Genomic DNA, 20,976 nt, shown 5'->3' with positions numbered 1-20,976 from the left:
CCTTGGCGTCTGTGGGTACGAACTTATTCGTGAATTATTCATATTTGTAAAATTAATTTTGAACAGTTACTTAAAGCATATGAAACAAATCTACAGACAAGGTACTAAAATTCTACAAATATCGAGTTTTAGCACATAGAGCAAGTATATATAAAGTGTTAAAACAGAGACTTTTAGCACAAAACAGGAAGAGGCTGAACAAAAGCAACCTCCTCCACAAATGAGTAGGTAAATAAATCACTTATGCACTTAAAATTATAAATTCAAAGTAAACTCTTATATTAAGATTACAAAATACAGTTATGCATATAAACCTAAAAAACGTTTATTCGACGAAATCAAGCGACAACTGAGTTGCACCAGTCAAGTTGTAACTCATACGATGATAAGGAGACTGACCATGCAATCGTATTCCCTCACGGTGAGCCTTTGTTGGATAACCTTTATTGCTTTGCCAATCATAATAAGGATATTCCTCAGCCAATCGGCACATATATTCATCACGAAACGTCTTTGCAAGAATACTCGCAGCGGCAATTGACTGATACTTGCCATCACCCTTTACTATCGTAGTGTAAGGAACATCGCCATAAGGATTAAATCTATTTCCATCCACAATAATTGCCTCCGGACGAACCGTGAGCTGGTCAAGTGCGCGATGCATTGCAAGAAAACTCGCATTAAGAATGTTAATCTTGTCAATCTCCTCGGGAGTTACAACGCCTACAGCCCACGCTACTGCATCACGAACAATTTGATCACGCAACTCACTGCGACGCTTCTCGGAGAGTTTCTTCGAATCGTTAAGCAATGGATTATCATAATCCTTGGGTAAAATTACAGCAGCAGCATACACGCTACCAGCCAAGCAACCACGACCTGCTTCATCACATCCGGCCTCAATAAGATCTGTATAAAAATGTGGGAGTAAACGAAGTTTGCATTCTGTCTTTTTCATATCAATAAATATAAAACAAAAAAGAAAGGCTAGCAGAACTCTTCAGTCCTACCAGCCTTCTTTTATTGAGATAAAGTCGATAATTCGAATTATTCAGCCTTTGCCTCTTCTGTAGCCTCTATTGCAGGAGCCTCAGTTGCAGGAGCTTCTACAGCTTCTGCTGACTTGCGGCTACGGCGAGTCTTCTTACCTGCCTTAGCAGTCTTAGCCATGTTCTCGTTGAAGTCAACGAGCTCGATGAATGCGATAGAAGCAGCGTCACCCTTACGAGTACCGAGCTTAATAACGCGTGTGTAACCACCAGGACGATCACCTACCTTCTCAGCAACTGTACCAAAAAGCTCCTTAATGGCATACTTGTTCTGAAGATAGCTGAATACTACACGTCGAGAGTTAGTGCTATCGTCCTTACAGCGTGTAATCAGCGGTTCTACATACATCTTCAAGGCCTTGGCCTTGGCAAGAGTCGTAGTGATTCTTTTGTGCATAATCAGCGAGATAGCCATGTTAGCGAGCATAGCGTTACGGTGAGATGCAGTACGACCCAAATGGTTGAATTTCTTATTGTGTCTCATTTTGTTTTATTCTTTATCTAATTTGTATTGAGAAATGTCAGTTCCAAACGACAGATTCAGACTCTCGAGCAAATCATCAAGCTCTGAAAGCGATTTCTTACCGAAGTTGCGGAACTTCAAGAGGTCAGTCTTGTTATACTGAACCAAGTCGCCAAGTGTCTCAACATCAGCAGCCTTTAGGCAGTTAAGCGCACGAACCGATAGATTCATATCTACCAACTTTGTCTTCAAAAGCTGGCGCATATGCAATACTTCCTCGTCAAACTCTTGGTTGCCTTCGTGCTCTGGGCTTTCGAGTGTTATCTTCTCATCGCTGAAGAGCATGAAATGCTGTATGAGAATCTTGGCAGCTTCCTTAAGCGCATCCTTCGGGTGAATGGAACCGTCCGTGGTGATTTCGAGTATAAGCTTATCATAGTCGGTTTTCTGTTCAACACGATAAGGCTCAACTGAGTATTTCACATTACGGATTGGGGTGTAGATAGAATCGATTGGAATTACGTTGATATCAGTGCAGTATTCTCTGTTCTCATCAGCCGTAACATAGCCACGACCTTTGTTGATGGTCAGATCAATCTGCATAGAGGCTTTGACATCTAAATGACAAATCACCAAATCAGGGTTTAACACTTCAAATCCAGTCAGATACTTGCCTATATCACCAGCCTTGAACTCAGTTGAATTCTCAACGGTGATACTAACTTTTTCGTTCTCGAATTCTTCTACTACTTGCTTGAATCTTACTTGCTTCAAATTCAAGATAATGTTAGTTACATCCTCCTTAACGCCTGGAACTGAAGAGAACTCATGCTCAACACCAGCAATTTTGATGGTATTGATAGCATAACCCTCCAGCGACGAAAGCAGAATGCGGCGCAGGGAGTTACCGATGGTAACACCGAATCCTGGCTCCAACGGACGGAATTCGAACTTGCCGAACTTGTCGTTGGAATCCAACATTACAACTTTGTCAGGTTTTTGAAATGCTAATATCGCCATTAATTTAATGATTATTTAGAGTACAACTCAACGATTAACTGTTCCTTAATGTTCTCAGGGATATCGGCACGCTCCGGCTTGTGGAGGAACTTACCGCTCTTTGTGTTCTGGTCCCATTCAATCCAAGGATACTTGCTGTGGTTATAACCAGCGAGAGCAGCCTCGATAACTTCGAGAGACTTAGACTTCTCACGAACACCGATAACCTGACCAGGCTTAACTGCATATGAAGGAATATTCACTACCTGACCGTCAACCACAATGTGCTTGTGGCCAACAAGCTGGCGAGCAGCTGCACGAGTAGGAGCAATACCCAAACGGAACACTACGTTATCCAAACGGCTTTCAAGATTCTGAAGCAAAACCTCACCGGTGATACCGTCAGCCTTAGCTGCCTTCTCGAACATGTTACGGAACTGACGCTCGAGAACACCGTAAGTATACTTTGCCTTCTGCTTCTCTGCCAACATGACAGCGTACTCAGACTGCTTTCTGCGACGGTTGTTGCCATGCTGTCCAGGAGGGAAGTTTCTCTTGGACAAAACTTTGTCAGCGCCGAAGATGGATTCACCAAAACGGCGTGCAATTTTAGATTTCGGACCTATATATCTAGCCATAATAAATAATATGCTTTATTGTTATTTGTATCTTTAAAGAGTTGCAGACCCAGAATAATAAGAGTCTGCAAAGGGAAATTTAGACCTTACGACGCTTCGGAGGACGGCATCCGTTGTGTGGAAGCGGAGTAACGTCAACGATCTCTGTCACCTCGATACCGCAGCTGTGAACGCCACGGATAGCAGACTCACGACCGTTACCCGGACCCTTAACGTAAGCCTTTACCTTGCGCAGACCAAGGTCGAATGCTACCTTGCCGCAATCCTCTGCTGCCATCTGGGCTGCATACGGTGTATTCTTCTTGGAACCACGGAAGCCCATCTTACCTGCAGATGACCATGAAATTACCTGTCCCTCGCTATTTGCTAAAGATACAATAATGTTGTTGAACGAGCTGTGAACATGGAGCTGTCCGATAGCGTCAACCTTTACATTTCTTTTCTTAGATGTTGCTGTTTTCTTTGCCATAATTTTGTTTAGTTAAAAGTTAAAAGTTAAAAGCCTACCTGTCAGTCACTGACAGTACATGACTTTGCTTTCAACTAAATTTTACTTAGTAGCCTTCTTCTTGTTAGCAACAGTCTTCTTCTTTCCCTTACGAGTACGGGCATTGTTCTTTGTGCTCTGACCGCGAACAGGAAGACCGTTACGATGACGAACTCCACGATAGCAACCAATATCCATCAGTCGCTTGATATTCATCTGGATCTCAGAACGGAGATCACCTTCTACTTTGAATTCAGCGCCGATAATTTCGCGGATCTTGGCAGCCTGATCGTCGTTCCACTCGCTGACCTTCAGGTCGCGGCTAACGCCGGCTTTGTCCAATATCTTTGCTGAACTACTTCGACCGATACCATAGATATAGGTCAATGCGATTTCGCCACGCTTGTTCTGGGGCAAATCTACTCCAACAATTCTTATTGCCATTGTTTAATAAAATTGATTGATTAATTAATTTGTTTATTTTTGAGTTCCAGACCGTCCTCGTCACGAGTAACAAATGTCCGGTCCTCGGAATGAGTTTTAACCCTGACGCATTTTGAACTTAGGGTTCTTCTTGTTGATAACGAACAGACGACCCTTACGACGAACGATCTTGCAGTCGGGTGTACGTTTCTTTAATGATGCTCTTGTTTTCATATATTTAAAATGTTACTTGTATCTGAAAACGATTCTACCCTTAGTCAAGTCATACGGACTCATTTCGACCTTCACCTTGTCACCGGGTAGGATTTTTATGTAGTGCATTCTCATCTTGCCTGAGATATGGGCGATAATCTGCACACCATTCTCCAACTCGACTCTGAACATTGCATTGGACAACGACTCAACGATTGTGCCGTCTTGCTCAATAGCGGATTGTTTTGCCATAAATAATTTAAAAATCTATATTAGGAATGTTCTATTTCTTCAAACGTAGACAGTATCTCAGCCTTGCCTCTCCTTATAGCAATTGTATGTTCAAAGTGAGCGGCTGGTTTCCCGTCGCGAGTACAGATACCCCAACGGTCCGGCATAAACCATACTTTTCTATCGCCCATAGTTATCATAGGTTCTATAGCTATGCACATGTCTTCTTTAAGCATGACGCCATTGCCACGCCTTCCATAATTGGGTATCTGCGGATCCTCGTGCATTTGCTTGCCAATGCCATGTCCAGTGAGTTCTCTCACCACTCCATATCCATGGGCTTCACAAAAAGTTTGGATTGCATCGCCGATATCTCCGACATGATTTCCTGCCACTGCCATTTCAATACCTTTTGTCAGTGACTGTCGTGTCACTGTCAGTAAATCTCTGACATCTTGGCTGACTTCACCAACACAAAACGTGTAAGCAGAGTCTCCATTATAACCAGCAAGAAGTGTGCCACAATCAATAGAAATTATATCTCCATCCTTGAGGAATGTCTTTTCATCGGGAATTCCATGTACAACGACATCGTTGACAGAGGTACAGATACTTGCGGGAAACGGCCCTCCAAATGGATTAGGGAAATTCTTGAACGTTGGAACAGCACCGTTGTCACGGATAAATTCCTCCGCTACCCTATCCAGTTGAAGGGTCGTCACGCCTGGTTTGATATGTTTGGCCAATTCCGCAAGGGTTGCTCCGACTAATCGGTTAGCCTTGCGCATCAGCTCAATTTCATCTTCTGTTTTTAGAAATATCTTCATTTCAAAGATAAAATCAATATGCAGAAACTACTCCGTTGCGAGTGCGACCAGAGTTGAGCAATCCGTCATAATGACGCATCAGCAAGTGACTCTTGATCTGCTGTATGGTGTCAGAAACAACACCAACAAGAATGAGCAGTGAAGTACCGCCGAAGAACTGCGAGAAAGCCTGCTGTACATTCAAAAGTCCAGCGAGAGCCGGCATAATAGCGATGAATGCTATGAACAATGAACCTGGGAAAGTGATGCGGGTCATGATTGTATCAATATATTCTGCTGTGTCCTTACCAGGCTTAATGCCAGGGATAAAGCCGTTGTTACGTTTCATGTCCTCAGCCATCTGAGTAGGATTCAAAGTAATAGCTGTATAGAAATACGTAAACGCTATGATGAGAATCACATAGATGCAGTTGTAAGGCAGACTACGGTTGTCCATAAGAGCTTGAGCCCATGATGAACCACCATCGCTCTGATAGCGTACGAATACCAATGGTATAAACATCAGCGCCTGAGCGAAGATGATTGGCATTACGTTAGCTGCAAATAATTTCAGAGGTATGTACTGGCGAGCGCCGCCATACTGTTTATTACCTACGAGACGCTTGGCGTACTGTACAGGTATTTTTCGGGTACCCTGAACAAGCATGATTGAAGCACATATTACTGCATACAGAACCAAGATCTCGATGATGAACATCACAAGTCCGCCGCTTGAAATGGCCGTGAACCGTGAGCCCAGTTCCTGCACGAATGCCTGAGGCAGACGCGCGATAATACCAATCATGATGATCATTGAGATACCATTACCAACTCCCTTGTCAGTGATGCGCTCTCCAAGCCAAAGGATGAACATTGAACCAGCAGCGAGAATGATCGTAGCCGGAATCATGAACATAGGCCATGAGATACCTGAGGCGAGAGCCGAAGCGGCTTGGGCCTTAAGGTTGAGAAGGTAAGAGGGAGCCTGGACAAGAAGGATACCCACAGTAAGTATACGTGTGTACCAGTTTATCTTCTTGCGGCCGCTCTCACCTTCGCGCTGCATCTTCTGGAAGTAAGGCACTGCCACTGCCAGTAGCTGCATAACGATAGAAGCTGAGATGTATGGCATAATTCCAAGCGCAAAGATAGACGCATTGGAAAATGCTCCACCAGAGAACATGTCGAGCAGTGACATAAGACCACCCGCTGTTTGCGACTGAAGTTGATCCAACTTGCTCGGGTTGATGCCAGGAAGCACAACGAACGAGCCAAAACGGTAAATAGCCGTAAACAGGAGAGTAATGAGGAGCCGCTGACGCAGATCCTCAATTCTCCAACAGTTCTTTAGTGTCTCAATAAACTTTTTCATCTACTTAGATAATAGTTGTGTTACCTCCAACTGCCTTGATAGCTTCCTCAGCTGACTTAGAGAAAGCGTGAGCCTCAACCTCGAGCTTAGCCTTGAGTTCGCCGTTGCCGAGAACCTTAACGAGCTCCTTGCCGTTAGTGAGGCGAGCTGCCTGGAGCTCCTCGAGTCCAATCTTAGTGAGGTTCTTCTCCTCAGCAAGCTTCTGGAGAGTAGAAAGGTTTACTGCGAAGTAATCCTTGTGGTTGATGTTCTTGAAACCAGCCTTCGGAACACGGCGCTGCAAAGGCATCTGACCACCTTCGAAACCGATCTTTCTCTTATAACCTGAACGTGCCTTGGCACCCTTGTGTCCACGAGTAGAAGTACCACCGAGTCCTGAACCAGGACCGCGACCGATACGACGACGTGAGTGTGTGGAACCTGCAGCAGGCTTTAAATTATTTAATTTCATAATTTGTTCCTTTAATGATTTTATTATTCAACTACAGTTACCAAGTGGTGAACCTTGCGAAGCATACCACGGGTGCTCGGAGTATCCTCAACCTCAACAATCTGAGAGATCTTGCGGAGTCCAAGAGCCTGAAGAGTAGCCTTCTGATCCTTCGGATAACCGATTTTGCTCTTTATCTGCTGTACTTTTATTGTCGCCATTGTATGAATCTCCTATTAACCGTTAAACACCTTATCCATAGAAATGCCACGCTGACCTGCTACTGTGTAGGCATCACGGAGCTCAGAGAGAGCAGCGATAGTAGCCTTCACGAGGTTGTGGGGGTTAGAAGAGCCCTTAGACTTAGCGAGGATGTCCTTAACGCCTACGCTGTCGAGAACGGCACGCATAGCACCACCGGCTACAAGACCGGTACCTGCAGCAGCCGGACGCATGAACACCTGAGCACCGCCGAAGCGAGCCTCTACCTCATGAGGGATAGTGCCCTTGAGCACCGGAACCTTAACGAGGTTCTTCTTAGCTGCCTCAACACCCTTAGCGATAGCAGCGGTAACTTCGCCGGCCTTACCCAGACCGTAGCCAATTACGCCCTTGCCGTCACCAACAACGACGATAGCAGCGAATGTGAATGTACGACCACCCTTGGTAACCTTAGTTACACGGTTGATAGCCACGAGACGGTCCTTCAGATCAACGTCATTATAATTTTTTACTTTATTCATTGCCATAATCGTTTAGAATTTGAGACCGCCATTACGAGCTGCGTCAGCAAGCTCCTTAACACGTCCGTGATAGAGATAACCGTTACGGTCGAAAACCACTGCGGAAACACCTGCTGCGATAGCGTTAGCGGCTACGAGCTCACCAACCTTAGCAGCCTGCTCCTTCTTAGGCATCTTCTCAAGTCCGAGAGATGAAGCTGAAGCGATGGTAGTGCCAGTCAAGTCGTTGATAACCTGTGCGTAAATCTGCTTGTTGCTGCGGAATACGCTCAGACGGGGACGCTCAGCAGTACCGCTGATGCGCTTACGAACTCTATATTTGATTTTGATTCGTCTTTCTACTTTCTTTGTTGTCATGATCGTAAAATTTAAAATGTTACTTAGCTGAAGCTGACTTACCAGACTTTCTGCGGATGACTTCTCCCTTGAACAAGATACCCTTGCCCTTGTAAGGTTCAGGCTTGCGGAAAGAACGAATTTTAGCACAAATAAGACCGAGCAACTGCTTGTCGCAAGACTCCAGAGTAAGAACCGGGTTCTGGTTGCGCTCGCTCTTAGCCTCTACCTTAACCTCAGAAGGAAGTTCGAGGAAGATAGGGTGAGTATAACCGAGGGAGAACTCGATGAGGTTGCCCTGGTTAGAAACACGATAACCGACTCCGACAAGCTCGAGAACCTTAGTATAGCCCTCGCTTACACCGATAACCATATTGTTAACGAGTGAACGATAGAGACCATGGAAGGCTGACTTCTGCTTATAGTTTACAGGGCTGTTCTCATCTACCTCGAAAGCGATGTGGCCATCCTCAATCTTAGTGATGATAGACGGGTCTATCTTCTGTGACATCTCGCCCTTAGGACCTTTTACGCTTACAACGTCATTAGCGAAAGTGACGGTAACGTTAGCAGGGATACTAATTGGTAATTTTCCTATTCTTGACATATTCTAAATCCTCCAATTAATAAACATAGCAAAGAACCTCACCACCAATCTTCTGGGCAGAAGCTTCCTTATCGGTCATAACGCCCTTAGAAGTTGAGAGGATTGCGATACCCAATCCGTTAATTACTCTCGGCATGTCCTTGTATCCGACATACTTGCGGAGACCAGGAGTAGACACACGCTTCAGCGAAGTGATAGCGTTGGTCTTTGTGGTTGCGTTGTACTTGAGAGCTACCTTGATTGTACCCTGAGGACCGTCCTCAACGAATTTGTAGTTGAGGATGTAACCCTTCTCGAAGAGGATCTTAGTGATCTCTTTCTTCAAGTTAGATGCAGGCACCTCTACAACACGGTGATGAGCCATGATTGCGTTTCTGAGTCTTGTCAGAAAATCTGCTATTGGATCTGTCATTTTATAAAAATGTTTAATTAATCGGGACTACCCCGACAATATTAAAGTGAAAAAATTAAATTACCAGCTTTATGTGTGGCGCGTGGTTTACCAGCTTGCCTTCTTTACGCCCGGGATGAGGCCCTGTGAAGCCATCTCACGGAACTGAATACGAGAAATGCCGAACTGGCGGATGTAACCCTTAGGACGACCGGTGATCTTGCAACGGTTGTGCAGACGGATAGGGTTAGCATTCTTAGGAATAGCCTGGAGCTTACGAGCAGCCTCATAAGCCTCTGCAGGATCCTCAGATGTAGCGATGACCTTCTTCAGAGCGGCACGCTTCTCAGCATAGCGAGCAACGAGCTTGGCACGCTTTACCTCACGAGCCTTCATTGATTCTTTTGCCATATTGCTTAATCGTTTTTAGCGTTTTTAAATGGAAGACCGAATGCCTTGAGGAGAGCATAACCCTCTTCGTCTGTGTTGGCAGAGGTCACGAATGTGATGTTCATACCCTGGATGCGGTCGATCTGGTCGATATTGATTTCAGGGAAGATAATCTGCTCCTGAATACCCAGTGTATAGTTACCACGTCCGTCGAACTTGCTCTCAATACCCTTGAAGTCGCGGATACGGGGAAGTGCGATGCGAACGAGCTTCTCGAGGAACTCGTACATTCGCTCACGACGGAGAGTTACCATAACGCCGATAGGCATCTTCTTACGAAGCTTGAAGTTAGCGATATCCTTCTTAGAATATGTAGCAACTGCCTTCTGGCCAGCGATAGTTGAAATCTCGTTGATGGCTACGTCGATGATTTTCTTGTCCTGAGTAGCATCGCCAAGACCCTGGTTGATGACGATCTTCTTCAGAACTGGAATCTGCATTGATGAAGAGTAGTTGAACTGCTCCTTCAGTGCTGGAGCGATGCTCTCAGCATAGAACTTCTTTAACTGTGCTGTATCCATTATTTGATTTCCTCCCCAGACTTTTTAGCGATGCGTACTTTCTTGCCATCCTCTGTAACCTTGATGCCGACGCGAGTAGCCTTGCCACTCTTCGGGTCAACGAGGCTGAGGTTAGAGATGTGAATCGGAGCTTCCTGCTTAACGATACCACCCTGAGGGTTCTTAGCAGAAGGCTTGGTGCTCTTGGAAACCATGTTCACACCTTCAACGAGTGCGCGGTTCTTCTCAACCAGCACTTTGAGCACCTTACCAGTCTTGCCCTTATCCTCACCGGCAAGAACAACGACTGTATCATTTTTCTTAATATGTAACTTACTCATTACTTGTTTGCGTTTTAATCATTAAAGAACCTCAGGTGCCAAAGAAACGACCTTCATATTCACTGCACGCAACTCACGAGCAACGGGGCCGAAGATACGGCTACCACGGAGCTCACCTGCGTTGTTGAGCAGTACGCATGCGTTGTCGTCAAAGCGGATGTATGAGCCGTCAGCACGACGGATTTCCTTCTTTGTGCGAACTATCAAAGCCTTAGATACCGCACCCTTCTTCAAATCACTTGATGGGATAACGTTCTTGACAGCAACGACAATAACGTCTCCTACGCTTGCGTAACGACGGCGTGTGCCACCGAGGACACGGATACAGAGAGCCTCACGAGCGCCGCTGTTATCACATACTGTAAGTCTTGATTCTGACTGTATCATATTTTACTTAGCTTTTTCTACGATTTGTACTAATCTCCATCTCTTGGTCTTGCTCAAGGGACGGGTCTCCATGATGAGAACTGTATCGCCAATGTTAGCCTCGTTCTTCTCGTCATGAGCATGGTATTTCTTTGTCTTCTGGACGAACTTACCATAAATAGGGTGCTTCTCCTTGAACTTAGCTGCAATAACAATGGTTTTATCCATCTTGTTGCTGATAACGACACCCTGTCTTGTTTTTCTTAAATTTCTTGTTTCCATCTGGACCATTGTTATTTGTTAAGTTCTCTCTGGCGGATCTCTGTATTCAGACGTGCTATATCACGACGAACAGCTTTAATCTGTGATGGATTCTCAAGCGGAGTAACTGTGTGGTTGAGCTTCATCTGAGAGAGCTTCTCCTGGAGGTTCTCCTTAGTTTCTGCCAATGTCTTGGCATCCATTTCTCTTACTTCTTTGATCTTCATAAATTAAGCGTTTTTGTCGTAGTCGCGTCTTACAATGAACTTAGTCTTAACCGGCAGCTTCTGGGCTGCGAGGCGAAGAGCCTCCTTAGCGATGTCGAAGCTTACGCCTTCCACCTCGAAGAGGATGCGTCCGGGAGTAACCGGTGCTACCCATCCTGCGGGATCACCCTTACCTTTACCCATACGTACGTCGGCAGGCTTACGAGTGATTGGTTTGTCCGGGAAAATGCGGATCCAGACCTGACCCTGACGCTGCATGTAACGGTTTACTGCAACACGGGCAGCCTCAATCTGACGGCTGTCGATCCACTTTGCCTCAAGTGTCTTGATGCCGAATGAACCAAAAGCCAACTGTGTGCCTCTGTGAGCGTTGCCTTTATTGCCACGTCCATCTTGAGGTCTTCTATATCTTACTCTTTTTGGCTGTAACATTGTAGTCTTTTACTTTTAACGGTTATTGTTTCTCTTGCGGTTACCGCGGTTACCACGGCCGTTGTTTGAACCACCGTTCTGCTTCTCCTGAGTGAAGTTAGGTGTGAGGTCACGGTCACCGTAAACCTCGCCACGGCAAATCCAAACCTTGATTCCGAGGAGACCTACCTTAGTGAGGGCCTCTGCCTGGCAATAGTCGATGTCTGCGCGGAAAGTGTGCAGCGGAGTACGTCCCTCTTTGTACATTTCCTTACGTGCCATTTCAGCACCGTTCAGACGGCCAGTGATCTGGATCTTCACGCCCTCGGCACCAGCGCGCATAACGTTCTGGATAGCCATCTTGATAGCGCGGCGATAAGCAATCTTGCCCTCTACCTGGCGAGCGATGTTGTTGCCCACGATAGTAGCGTCGAGATCAGGCTTCTTCACCTCGAAGATGTTGATCTGGATGTCCTTCTTGTAGAGCTTCTTGAGCTCTTCCTTGAGCTTGTCTACATCCTGACCACCCTTACCAATGACGATACCCGGACGGGCTGTGCAGATTGTGATAGTGATGAGTTTCAGTGTGCGCTCGATTACGATCTTAGAAACGCTAGCCTTCTCAAGACGCTTGTTGAGGTAAGTACGGATGTTCTTATCCTCTACGAGGTTGTCTCCGAAGCTCTTTCCACCGAACCAATTTGAATCCCAGCCGCGGATAATGCCGAGACGGTTGCTTATTGGATTAACTTTCTGTCCCATTCTACTTATTATTTTTCGTCATTAGTTTTGGTATCAACAAACAGAGTAACGTGGTTGCTACGCTTGCGGATGCGGTAGCCGCGACCCTGCGGAGCCGGACGCATGCGCTTCATAGTAACGCCTTCGTCAACGAACACCTTAGAGATGAAGAGTTCGCCGTCCTCAGCCTTGCGGTCATTCTTAGCTTCCCAGTTTGCAATAGCCGAACGCAACAGTTTCTCAACGTCAGCAGCAGCCTGCTTCTTAGAGAAGCGGAGTACGCCGAGTGCGCGGTTAACCTCCAAGCCACGAACCATGTCTACAACGTAGCGCATCTTACGTGGTGAAGAGGGAACGCCGTTGAGCTTTGCGAAGTACAAGTTCTTACGGGCTTCTTTTCTTTTTTCAGCCGATATATGTTTTCTTGCTCCCATTATTTGTTTCTATATTTAAAATGGTTTAAACCCGCTTACTTTCTGTTACCTGAGTGGCCACCGAAGCGACGTGTCGGAGAGAACTCGCCGAGCTTATGTCCTACCATGTTCTCAGTGATGTAAACAGGGATAAATTTGTTTCCGTTATGAACTGCAACAGTGTGTCCCACGAAGTCAGGTGAGATCATTGATGCTCTGGCCCAAGTCTTGACAACTGTCTTCTTGCCACTCTCGTTCATGGCGAGAATCTTCTTCTCAAGCGACACGTTGATATATGGACCTTTTTTTAATGAACGACTCATAATTTACTCTTGTTTGATTATTTGTTAGCTCTTTCGATGATATACTTGTTAGACTGCTTCTTAGGTGCACGTGTCTTGAGACCCTTAGCATACAAGCCCTTGCGTGAACGTGGGTGTCCACCAGACTGACGGCCTTCGCCACCACCCATCGGGTGATCGACAGGGTTCATAACAACACCACGGTTGTGAGGACGGCGACCCAACCAACGAGAGCGACCAGCCTTACCTGACTGCTCAAGAGCGTGGTCAGAATTTCCTACACTACCAATTGTGGCCTTACAAGCGCTCAACACCTGGCGTGTTTCACCAGAAGGGAGCTTAATAACGCAGTAACTGCCTTCACGAGAAGTCAACTGAGCGAAATTACCAGCCGAACGAACGAGCAGAGCACCCTGGCCTGGACGCAACTCAATGTTGTGGATCACAGTACCAACGGGAATGTTTGCGAGGGGAAGAGCATTACCTACTTCAGGTGCAGCCTCAGCACCTGACATAAGCTTAGCGCCTACTTCCAGTCCGTTAGGAGCAATAATGTAACGTTTTTCGCCGTCAGCGTAGAACAAGAGAGCGATGCGAGCCGAGCGGTTCGGATCATACTCGATTGTCTTCACTACAGCGGGAACACCATCTTTCTCTCGCTTGAAGTCGATCAGACGATACTTACGCTTGTGACCGCCGCCCATGTAGCGAACTGTCATCTTACCAGTGTTATTACGACCACCAGTAGCGCGCTTTCCGAAAACGAGAGACTTCTCTGGCACGGATGCAGTAATCTCCTCGAACGTGCCAATAACCTTGTGTCTTTGTCCCGGTGTAACCGGTTTAAATTTACGTACTGCCATTTTTTATTTAGATATTGCTATAAAAATCAATTACATCGCCCTCTTTCAGAGTAACGATAGCTTTCTTGAACGAGTTCTTCTGTCCACGAACGAGACCCTTGCGTGTGTAACGGCTCTGGCGCTTGCCAGCATATACCATTGTGTTCACGTCGAGTACAGTAACGTTGTAACGTGTCTCGATCTCCTTCTTAATCTCAAGCTTGTTAGCCTCGGGAAGCACGATGAAGCCATACTTTGTCTCGGCCTTCTTTGTGCGCTCCTGACCCTTAACCTTATATGTCTTGGCTACAGAAGACTTGTCAGTGATCTTGGTCATCTTCTCGGTAACCAACGGTTTTACGATGAATGTCATGTCTGTTGCCTCCTATTATTTTGTTAAGATTGAGTCGATAGCCTTGAGCGAATTCTCAGTGATTACGAGCACGTCTGAGTTCAAAACCTTGTAGGCATTGAGGGCTGTTGCTGTCATCACTTCAGCACGCTGCAAGTTACGAGTTGACAAATATACGTTTTTATTTACTTCTGGCAAAAGAAGAAGAAGCTTTTTGCCCTCAACTTTCAGATTTTTAGTAATGTTTACGAAATCTTTAGTCTTCGGAGCCTCCATTGCGAAGTCTTCTACTACTACGATAGCAGCCTCCTGAGCCTTGTAAGACAGAGCTGACTTACGAGCGAGAGCCTTCACCTTCTTGTTGAGCTTGAAGCTATAGTTGCGTGGCTTCGGACCGAATACACGGCCACCACCTACGAGCACCGGTGAGTTGATATCACCACGGCGAGCACCGCCGCCGCCCTTCTGGCGACCAAGCTTACGGGTAGAACCGCTAACCTCGCTACGCTCCTTTGACTTAGCTGTACCCTGGCGCTGGTTAGCGAGGTACTGCTTAACGTCGAGGTAGAGAACGTGATCGTTAGGCTCAATTCCGAAGATTGCGTCGTTCAACTGAACCTTTCTTCCGGTCTCCTGACCGTTGATATTTAATACGCTAACTTCCATTATTTCTTGATTAATACGGTTGAACCATTGCATCCGGCTACAGAACCCTTAACGATAATGAGGTTCTTGTCCGAGATTACCTTTAACACTTTGAGATTCTGGGTTGTAACGCGGTCGCCGCCCATCTGGCCGCCCATGCGCATTCCCTTGAATACCTTTGCTGGGTAAGAACAAGCACCGATAGAACCCGGCTTGCGAGCGCGGTCATCCTGACCGTGAGTGCTCTGACCAACACCACCGAATCCATGACGCTTAACAACACCCTGGAAACCTTTTCCCTTAGAGGTGCCTACAATGTCAACGTATTCTACATTGGCGAAGAGATCTACAGTGATTACGTCACCGAGGTTGTACTCCTCGTCAAATTTGAACTCGGCCAAGTGCTTCTTAGGTGTTGTACCTGCCTTCTTGAAGGTGCCCATCATAGGCTTAGTGGTGTTCTTTTCCTTAGCCTCACCATAGCCCAGCTGAACTGCCTTGTAGCCGTCTGTTTCAACGGTCTTGACCTGTGTTACAACACATGGACCAGCTTCGATAACAGTGCACGGAACATTCTTACCGTCGGCACTGAAAACGGATGTCATTCCGATTTTTTTTCCAATTAATCCTGGCATTTCAAATGAATATTAAAAATGAAAATTACTATACTTTGATTTCTACTTCTACACCGCTGGGGAGCTCGAGCTTCATAAGAGCGTCAACTGTCTTAGCTGTTGAGCTATAGATGTCGATAAGACGCTTGAAGTCAGAGAGCTGGAACTGCTCACGTGATTTCTTGTTAACGAAAGTACTGCGGTTTACAGTGTAGATACGCTTGTGTGTAGGCAATGGAATTGGACCGCTTACGATGGCACCAGTAGCCTTCACAGCCTTTACGATCTTCTCAGCTGACTTGTCTACGAGCTTGTGGTCGTAGCTCTTCAGCTTGATACGAATTTTTTGACTCATAATTGTATTTAAAGTTTATAATGCAATTCTTAATTGGCGCGTTCAGCGTGATTATGGTCTCAACTTGGAGTGCTGAACAGCCGAAAAAAGGAGGTGGGGTACGTCACTTAAGAGTCATTCGCTAAGCGACGCCCCATGTCCCTTTAGATTTTTTATCTTGTGAGATAAACCAGGAGAGAGGAGTCAGGAGTTAAGCCATTTGCTTGGTTTGCCAAACATTTGGCTTAACTTCTATATTCTTCAATTCTGGATTCTTCTCGTTTAACGTGCTGATTACACGAGGTCTGCGCGACCCTTAACCTCCTCGAGCACTGCCTTAGCGATAGCACTTGACAGAGGAGAGTGATGATCGTACTCCATAGAGCTTGTAGCACGACCAGAAGTGATGGTACGGAGAGCGGTTACATAACCGAACATCTCTGACAGTGGCACCATAGCCTTAACGATACGAGCGCCAGAGCGAGCCTCTTCCATGCCTTCTACCTGACCACGACGCTTGTTCAAGTCGCCGATTACGTCACCCATATTCTCCTCAGGAGTAACAACCTCTACCTTCATGATAGGCTCCATAAGAACCGGACCTGCCTTCGGGCAACCGTTCTTGTAAGCATTGAGGGCAGCAAGTTCGAATGACAACTGGTCAGAGTCAACCGGGTGGAATGAACCATCGGTGAGGACAACCTTCATACCAGTCATTGGATAGCCACCGAGGATACCGTTCTTCATGGCGTTCTCGAAGCCCTTCTGAACTGAGGGGATGAATTCCTTAGGAATGTTACCACCCTTAACCTCGTTAACAAACTGCAAGTCGCCTTCCTTGTAATCCTCGTCCTTCGGGCCGATTGTTACGATGATGTCAGCGAACTTACCACGACCACCAGACTGCTTCTTGTAAACCTCGCGGAGAGTTACCGGCTTTGTGATAGCCTCCTTGTAGTTAACCTGAGGCTTACCCTGGTTACATTCAACCTTGAACTCACGCTTCAGACGGTCGATGATGATGTCGAGGTGAAGCTCACCCATACCAGAGATAATGGTCTGACCACTCTGCTCGTCGGTACGAACGGTGAATGTCGGGTCCTCTTCAGCGAGCTTAGCAAGACCGTTGTCAAGCTTGGCGATGTCAGCCTGGCTCTTAGGCTCAACTGCGATAGAGATTACAGTATCTGGGAATGTCATTGACTCGAGCACGATAGGATGTGCCTCGTCGCAGAGAGTATCACCTGTGCGGATATCCTTGAAACCTACACCAGCGCCGATATCACCAGCGTCGATTGACTCCATAGGAATTTCCTTATTTGAGTTCATCTGGAACAGACGTGAGATGCGCTCCTTCTTGCGTGAACGTGGGTTGTAAACGTAAGAACCAGCAACAACCTTACCTGAGTAAACGCGGAAGAATACCAGACGGCCCATGAACGGGTCGGTAGCAATCTTGAACGCAAGAGCCGAAGTAGGCTCGTCCTCAGAAGGCTTACGATTCTCCTCTTCCTCAGTGTCAGGGTTTGTACCTACGATAGCGGCTGTATCGAGAGGTGAAGGAAGGAATGCGCAAACGTAGTCGAGAAGCGGCTGAACACCCTTATTCTTGTATGAAGAACCGAGGAGCATAGGAGTAAGTTCCATTGAGATTGTACCCTTGCGGATAGCTGCGATAAGCTCCTCCTCAGTAATTTCCTCACCCTCAAGATACTTCTCCATGAGAGCGTCGTCGAAGTTGGCAGCAGATTCTACCATCTTGTCATGCCACTCGTTAGCCTCGTCAACGAGGTCGGCAGGAATTTCCTCAACATCGTACTCAGCACCCATTGTCTCGTCGTGCCACAGAATAGCCTTCATCTTGAGGAGGTCAACTACACCCTTGAAGTTCTCTTCAGCACCGATAGGAATCTGAATAGGACAAGGATTAGCACCGAGGATGTCCTTCATCTGCTGTACTGTCTCGAAGAAGTCAGCACCTGAACGGTCCATCTTGTTAACGTAACCGATACGAGGAACGTTGTACTTGTCGGCCTGGCGCCATACTGTCTCAGACTGTGGCTGAACGCCGTCGGCTGCAGAATAAGTAGCAACTGCTCCGTCAAGTACGCGCAGTGAACGCTCTACCTCAGCGGTGAAGTCAACGTGTCCCGGAGTGTCAATCAAGTTAATCTTGTATGACTTGCCAAGATAGTTCCAGTTACATGTAGTAGCAGCAGATGTGATAGTGATACCACGCTCCTGCTCCTGAGCCATCCAGTCCATTGTGGCAGCGCCGTCGTGAACCTCACCAATCTTATGAGTCTTACCTGTGTAGAACAGGATACGCTCAGAAGTTGTGGTCTTACCGGCATCGATGTGAGCCATAATGCCAATGTTACGAGTCAAATGTAAATCGCGATTTGCCATTTTCCTTTTACCTTATTATTATATTAGAATCTGAAGTGAGCGAATGCGCGGTTAGCCTCGGCCATACGGTGCATATCCTCCTTACGCTTGTAAGCACCACCCTGATTGTTGTAGGCATCCATAATCTCAGCAGCAAGCTTGTCAGCCATGCTCTTACCACCACGCTTGCGGGCGAAAGCGATAAGGTTCTTCATTGAGATGCTTTCCTTGCGCTCCGCACGAATTTCTGTCGGAACCTGGAAAGTAGCACCACCGATACGGCGGCTCTTTACCTCAACCTGCGGAGTGATGTTGTCGAGGGCCTGCTTCCAAATCTCGAGAGCCGGCTTCTCTTCCTTAGCCATCTTCTCCTGAACGGTGTCAAGTGCATTATAGAAGATTTCGTATGAGGTATTCTTCTTACCATCATACATCAAGTGGTTTACAAACTTAGAGACCTTCTGGTCGTTGAATTTCGGATCCGGAAGGATCACGCGCTTCTTTGGTTTTGCTTTTCTCATTTTGTTTCGAAAAAATTTGTCTGCGTGGGGTTGTTTCTTACTGTTCTTCAACGCCCTCTCTTGGGCATTTACTCAACCTGTCTATTAACAATTCTCCAGCAAAACGATTTTAAAAAATACGTCCGACAATTAAATTATCTTCTGATTACTTCTTGGCTGCCTTAGGACGCTTAGCTCCGTACTTTGAACGACGCTGTGTACGGTTTGCTACACCGGCTGTATCGAGTGTACCGCGAACGATGTGATAACGTACACCAGGAAGGTCCCTTACACGACCACCGCGAACCAATACGATTGAGTGCTCCTGAAGGTTGTGGCCCTCTCCCGGGATGTAAGAGTTAACTTCCTTAGAGTTTGTCAAACGTACACGGGCAACCTTACGCATTGCCGAATTAGGCTTCTTAGGTGTTGTAGTGTAAACACGAACACAAACACCACGACGCTGAGGACATGAATCCAGAGCCGGTGACTTGCTCTTGTCTACGAGCACCTTTCTGCCTTTTCTTACCAACTGTGAAATTGTAGGCATAATTCTAATTTTTAATTTATATATTTTTATTTCAATTGTCGATCTTATAAAACAGCTAGTATCAAGCCGTTTTCGGGGTGCAAAGGTACGAACTTTTCTTGAAAATACCTAATATATAAAATTACAATCTTACCGCATACATCTAAATTTACGGTTTTACAGGTTATATTAACAGTTATTTACCTTTATTGAGCATCATTCCATGCTTTTCTGTTGCTATATATTATGTAATGTGATGAATGTCAATCATAATTGACCATACCGATATTTCTTAATTCGACAATCACATCCATCTTGAGCATGAGCGCAAAGAACTCCATAAAATCAAGCCGGCTATAGGTCTGAACTTTTTCAAGTGCCGACCTATACTCTTCCACCCACGCCAGATGTTCGGTATCAAGCTGCTTGAAATCTGTCAGAACGGACATAATATCTTGTATTGACTCTTGTACCAAAATATGATCGTCATCCATTTCGAGTCCACATTGCCATAACATCGACTTACGTTTATTCTTATCATAATCAATCATGCCTCGGAATATGTATCCGAACGAACGGTCAAGTGCATTAGTATGGTCTATCGAGTTGATTTTCAATCCGTCGTTTGAGGCTAACGCATTGAAATACTGCTGATATCGCTCATATTCTTCAGGACAGTTCTTTTGCAGCTTGACAAGTTCATCAATGACCTTTGGCAAATTGATTGCTATCTTCTTCAGATGTTCTTTGATTATTATCTTAATCGAGCGCACGAGGAGTGCATCCACTCGCTGTTGCATCGTCAGTTCAGGCTGTTTAGATATAAGAAAATGGCGTTTGAACGCTTCACGCCAACAGTGGTCTTTCTCTTCCTTGAGCTGCGCCTCCATGTTGCACGCATTCCTTACAAGAAAGAGCGGTTTGAATATCAGATTGTCATAATCACGGTTCACAGCATCGTCATTGATAGTTGGTCGTGAGAGATGATTGCACGCCACATTGATTTCAATGTTATAGTTTCTGAGCAGCAGTCGCATTTCCGAAACAGTTGCAGCCATCTGCGGATTGATGTCAAGCACAAAATCTTCGGGTGCAGCTTGAAGCTTAAGGATATGGCTTTCAGAAGGATACGCTTTCCGTATACCGTCCTTTGCGTTGTCATCGGCAAAGAACTTCATCGCCGTAGTCAGCACTACTACCAGATTGCGGTATTCATGTCTTGTCAGGTCACGGAACTTGTTTATCTGATCTTTGACAGGAACGTTTCGCGTATTGCTCTCGGTCTGGCTCTGCGACACATACGAACGGAACGTATAAAGCAGCGAGAACAACGCCAGTACCACGCCCACTATACCGTAAAAGTTGAGGTTGCTCCAAAAGAAGCTACCGTTCACGTCGCCTTTTACTGCCGTCACCTTGGCTGGCCACGACACTATCCATTCGTCAGAAAACAACAATACGACGACGCACAGGAAGAGTACGAGTGAGACACATTGCCAAAATAGATTGCTGGTTTTCATAGATTGTAGAAGTTTTGGTTATAATGATTTTGCAAACTTACACAAAATCAGT

General features: G+C 46.0%; 35 protein-coding genes. All 35 read right to left on the bottom strand.

Translation table 11 applies throughout. From position 1 onward, the window contains the following. Window positions 1-325: 325 nt before the first annotated feature. Window positions 326-958, bottom strand: coding sequence for a ribonuclease HII (locus tag I6E49_RS08230; RefSeq protein ID WP_235401722.1), 633 nt, complete (start codon window positions 956-958; stop codon window positions 326-328). A gap of 89 nt (window positions 959-1,047) precedes the next feature. Continuing rightward, the gene (gene rplQ, locus I6E49_RS08225) at window positions 1,048-1,533 is read right to left on the bottom strand and encodes a 50S ribosomal protein L17 (protein WP_235401720.1); all 486 of its coding nucleotides are present in this window, start codon (window positions 1,531-1,533) and stop codon (window positions 1,048-1,050) included. A gap of 6 nt (window positions 1,534-1,539) precedes the next feature. Next, window positions 1,540-2,532, bottom strand: coding sequence for a DNA-directed RNA polymerase subunit alpha (locus I6E49_RS08220; RefSeq protein WP_235401719.1), 993 nt, complete (start codon window positions 2,530-2,532; stop codon window positions 1,540-1,542). Window positions 2,533-2,543: 11 nt separating this feature from the next. Further along, window positions 2,544-3,149 carry a 30S ribosomal protein S4 gene (gene rpsD, locus I6E49_RS08215; RefSeq protein ID WP_235401718.1) on the bottom strand — a complete coding sequence of 202 codons (606 nt, stop codon included), beginning with the start codon at window positions 3,147-3,149 and terminating at the stop codon, window positions 2,544-2,546. Between the two features lie 79 nt (window positions 3,150-3,228). Continuing rightward, window positions 3,229-3,618, bottom strand: coding sequence for a 30S ribosomal protein S11 (rpsK, locus tag I6E49_RS08210; protein WP_235392433.1), 390 nt, complete (start codon window positions 3,616-3,618; stop codon window positions 3,229-3,231). 81 nt (window positions 3,619-3,699) lie between these two features. After that, window positions 3,700-4,080, bottom strand: coding sequence for a 30S ribosomal protein S13 (gene rpsM / locus I6E49_RS08205; protein ID WP_154535289.1), 381 nt, complete (start codon window positions 4,078-4,080; stop codon window positions 3,700-3,702). A 96-nt stretch (window positions 4,081-4,176) separates the two neighbouring features. After that, complete coding sequence (ykgO, locus tag I6E49_RS08200) at window positions 4,177-4,293, bottom strand: type B 50S ribosomal protein L36 (RefSeq protein WP_007899708.1); 117 nt, start codon at window positions 4,291-4,293, stop codon at window positions 4,177-4,179. 12 nt (window positions 4,294-4,305) lie between these two features. Next, window positions 4,306-4,524, bottom strand: a complete 219-nt coding sequence (gene infA / locus I6E49_RS08195) for a translation initiation factor IF-1 (protein ID WP_004341775.1) — start codon at window positions 4,522-4,524, stop codon at window positions 4,306-4,308. A gap of 20 nt (window positions 4,525-4,544) precedes the next feature. Beyond that, on the bottom strand, window positions 4,545-5,330 hold the full coding sequence (gene map / locus I6E49_RS08190) for a type I methionyl aminopeptidase (RefSeq protein ID WP_235401717.1): 786 nt from the start codon (window positions 5,328-5,330) through the stop codon (window positions 4,545-4,547). A gap of 13 nt (window positions 5,331-5,343) precedes the next feature. Next, window positions 5,344-6,681, bottom strand: a complete 1,338-nt coding sequence (secY, locus tag I6E49_RS08185) for a preprotein translocase subunit SecY (RefSeq protein ID WP_235401716.1) — start codon at window positions 6,679-6,681, stop codon at window positions 5,344-5,346. Window positions 6,682-6,685: 4 nt separating this feature from the next. Next, window positions 6,686-7,132 (bottom strand): 50S ribosomal protein L15, encoded by a 447-nt coding sequence (rplO, locus tag I6E49_RS08180; protein ID WP_235401715.1) that lies wholly within the window; start codon window positions 7,130-7,132, stop codon window positions 6,686-6,688. 23 nt (window positions 7,133-7,155) lie between these two features. Further along, window positions 7,156-7,332: a 50S ribosomal protein L30 gene (rpmD, locus tag I6E49_RS08175; RefSeq protein ID WP_235392429.1), complete on the bottom strand. Its 177-nt coding sequence runs from the start codon at window positions 7,330-7,332 to the stop codon at window positions 7,156-7,158. A 15-nt stretch (window positions 7,333-7,347) separates the two neighbouring features. After that, entirely contained in the window at window positions 7,348-7,860 is a 513-nt protein-coding gene (rpsE, locus tag I6E49_RS08170) for a 30S ribosomal protein S5 (protein WP_235392428.1), read from the bottom strand. Between the two features lie 6 nt (window positions 7,861-7,866). Then, window positions 7,867-8,211 (bottom strand): 50S ribosomal protein L18, encoded by a 345-nt coding sequence (gene rplR / locus I6E49_RS08165; RefSeq protein WP_235392427.1) that lies wholly within the window; start codon window positions 8,209-8,211, stop codon window positions 7,867-7,869. Window positions 8,212-8,230: 19 nt separating this feature from the next. Further along, complete coding sequence (gene rplF / locus I6E49_RS08160) at window positions 8,231-8,797, bottom strand: 50S ribosomal protein L6 (protein WP_235401714.1); 567 nt, start codon at window positions 8,795-8,797, stop codon at window positions 8,231-8,233. A 16-nt stretch (window positions 8,798-8,813) separates the two neighbouring features. After that, the gene (rpsH, locus tag I6E49_RS08155) at window positions 8,814-9,209 is read right to left on the bottom strand and encodes a 30S ribosomal protein S8 (RefSeq protein ID WP_235401712.1); all 396 of its coding nucleotides are present in this window, start codon (window positions 9,207-9,209) and stop codon (window positions 8,814-8,816) included. An 87-nt stretch (window positions 9,210-9,296) separates the two neighbouring features. Further along, window positions 9,297-9,599: a 30S ribosomal protein S14 gene (rpsN, locus tag I6E49_RS08150; protein ID WP_235392424.1), complete on the bottom strand. Its 303-nt coding sequence runs from the start codon at window positions 9,597-9,599 to the stop codon at window positions 9,297-9,299. Between the two features lie 5 nt (window positions 9,600-9,604). Next, a complete protein-coding gene (gene rplE, locus I6E49_RS08145; protein WP_007899758.1) occupies window positions 9,605-10,159 on the bottom strand; it encodes a 50S ribosomal protein L5 in 555 nt (184 codons plus the stop codon). Continuing rightward, window positions 10,159-10,479: a 50S ribosomal protein L24 gene (rplX, locus tag I6E49_RS08140; protein ID WP_235392423.1), complete on the bottom strand. Its 321-nt coding sequence runs from the start codon at window positions 10,477-10,479 to the stop codon at window positions 10,159-10,161. Before rplX ends, rplE begins: the two co-directional genes overlap by 1 nt. 21 nt (window positions 10,480-10,500) lie before the next feature. Continuing rightward, a complete protein-coding gene (gene rplN / locus I6E49_RS08135) occupies window positions 10,501-10,866 on the bottom strand; it encodes a 50S ribosomal protein L14 (RefSeq protein WP_235392422.1) in 366 nt (121 codons plus the stop codon). 3 nt (window positions 10,867-10,869) lie between these two features. Beyond that, complete coding sequence (rpsQ, locus tag I6E49_RS08130; protein WP_094879342.1) at window positions 10,870-11,136, bottom strand: 30S ribosomal protein S17; 267 nt, start codon at window positions 11,134-11,136, stop codon at window positions 10,870-10,872. A 2-nt stretch (window positions 11,137-11,138) separates the two neighbouring features. Continuing rightward, window positions 11,139-11,333 carry a 50S ribosomal protein L29 gene (rpmC, locus tag I6E49_RS08125; RefSeq protein WP_235401710.1) on the bottom strand — a complete coding sequence of 65 codons (195 nt, stop codon included), beginning with the start codon at window positions 11,331-11,333 and terminating at the stop codon, window positions 11,139-11,141. Window positions 11,334-11,336: 3 nt separating this feature from the next. Then, window positions 11,337-11,765 (bottom strand): 50S ribosomal protein L16, encoded by a 429-nt coding sequence (gene rplP / locus I6E49_RS08120; protein WP_235392421.1) that lies wholly within the window; start codon window positions 11,763-11,765, stop codon window positions 11,337-11,339. 15 nt (window positions 11,766-11,780) lie between these two features. Continuing rightward, on the bottom strand, window positions 11,781-12,506 hold the full coding sequence (gene rpsC, locus I6E49_RS08115; protein WP_235392420.1) for a 30S ribosomal protein S3: 726 nt from the start codon (window positions 12,504-12,506) through the stop codon (window positions 11,781-11,783). A gap of 8 nt (window positions 12,507-12,514) precedes the next feature. Beyond that, window positions 12,515-12,919 (bottom strand): 50S ribosomal protein L22, encoded by a 405-nt coding sequence (gene rplV / locus I6E49_RS08110; protein WP_235401708.1) that lies wholly within the window; start codon window positions 12,917-12,919, stop codon window positions 12,515-12,517. Window positions 12,920-12,954: 35 nt separating this feature from the next. After that, on the bottom strand, window positions 12,955-13,221 hold the full coding sequence (rpsS, locus tag I6E49_RS08105) for a 30S ribosomal protein S19 (RefSeq protein ID WP_007899787.1): 267 nt from the start codon (window positions 13,219-13,221) through the stop codon (window positions 12,955-12,957). Between the two features lie 17 nt (window positions 13,222-13,238). Further along, entirely contained in the window at window positions 13,239-14,063 is an 825-nt protein-coding gene (rplB, locus tag I6E49_RS08100; RefSeq protein WP_235392418.1) for a 50S ribosomal protein L2, read from the bottom strand. 7 nt (window positions 14,064-14,070) lie between these two features. Beyond that, window positions 14,071-14,415, bottom strand: a complete 345-nt coding sequence (gene rplW / locus I6E49_RS08095; protein WP_235401707.1) for a 50S ribosomal protein L23 — start codon at window positions 14,413-14,415, stop codon at window positions 14,071-14,073. 15 nt (window positions 14,416-14,430) lie between these two features. Further along, window positions 14,431-15,060 carry a 50S ribosomal protein L4 gene (gene rplD, locus I6E49_RS08090; protein ID WP_235392416.1) on the bottom strand — a complete coding sequence of 210 codons (630 nt, stop codon included), beginning with the start codon at window positions 15,058-15,060 and terminating at the stop codon, window positions 14,431-14,433. Continuing rightward, window positions 15,060-15,674 carry a 50S ribosomal protein L3 gene (rplC, locus tag I6E49_RS08085; protein ID WP_235401706.1) on the bottom strand — a complete coding sequence of 205 codons (615 nt, stop codon included), beginning with the start codon at window positions 15,672-15,674 and terminating at the stop codon, window positions 15,060-15,062. The genes rplD and rplC overlap by 1 nt, the downstream gene beginning before the upstream one ends. A gap of 28 nt (window positions 15,675-15,702) precedes the next feature. Beyond that, entirely contained in the window at window positions 15,703-16,008 is a 306-nt protein-coding gene (rpsJ, locus tag I6E49_RS08080) for a 30S ribosomal protein S10 (protein ID WP_007899799.1), read from the bottom strand. 273 nt (window positions 16,009-16,281) lie between these two features. Continuing rightward, on the bottom strand, window positions 16,282-18,396 hold the full coding sequence (gene fusA, locus I6E49_RS08075; protein ID WP_235401705.1) for an elongation factor G: 2,115 nt from the start codon (window positions 18,394-18,396) through the stop codon (window positions 16,282-16,284). A gap of 23 nt (window positions 18,397-18,419) precedes the next feature. Beyond that, window positions 18,420-18,896 carry a 30S ribosomal protein S7 gene (gene rpsG, locus I6E49_RS08070; protein WP_235401704.1) on the bottom strand — a complete coding sequence of 159 codons (477 nt, stop codon included), beginning with the start codon at window positions 18,894-18,896 and terminating at the stop codon, window positions 18,420-18,422. 145 nt (window positions 18,897-19,041) lie between these two features. Next, on the bottom strand, window positions 19,042-19,425 hold the full coding sequence (gene rpsL / locus I6E49_RS08065) for a 30S ribosomal protein S12 (protein WP_235401703.1): 384 nt from the start codon (window positions 19,423-19,425) through the stop codon (window positions 19,042-19,044). A gap of 242 nt (window positions 19,426-19,667) precedes the next feature. Further along, a complete protein-coding gene (locus I6E49_RS08060) occupies window positions 19,668-20,924 on the bottom strand; it encodes a hypothetical protein (protein ID WP_235401702.1) in 1,257 nt (418 codons plus the stop codon). Window positions 20,925-20,976 lie beyond the last annotated feature (52 nt).

Source organism: Leyella stercorea, assembly GCF_021531655.1.
Note: the sequence above shows the minus strand (reverse complement) of the source record. Positions and strands in the feature narration are given on the sequence as shown.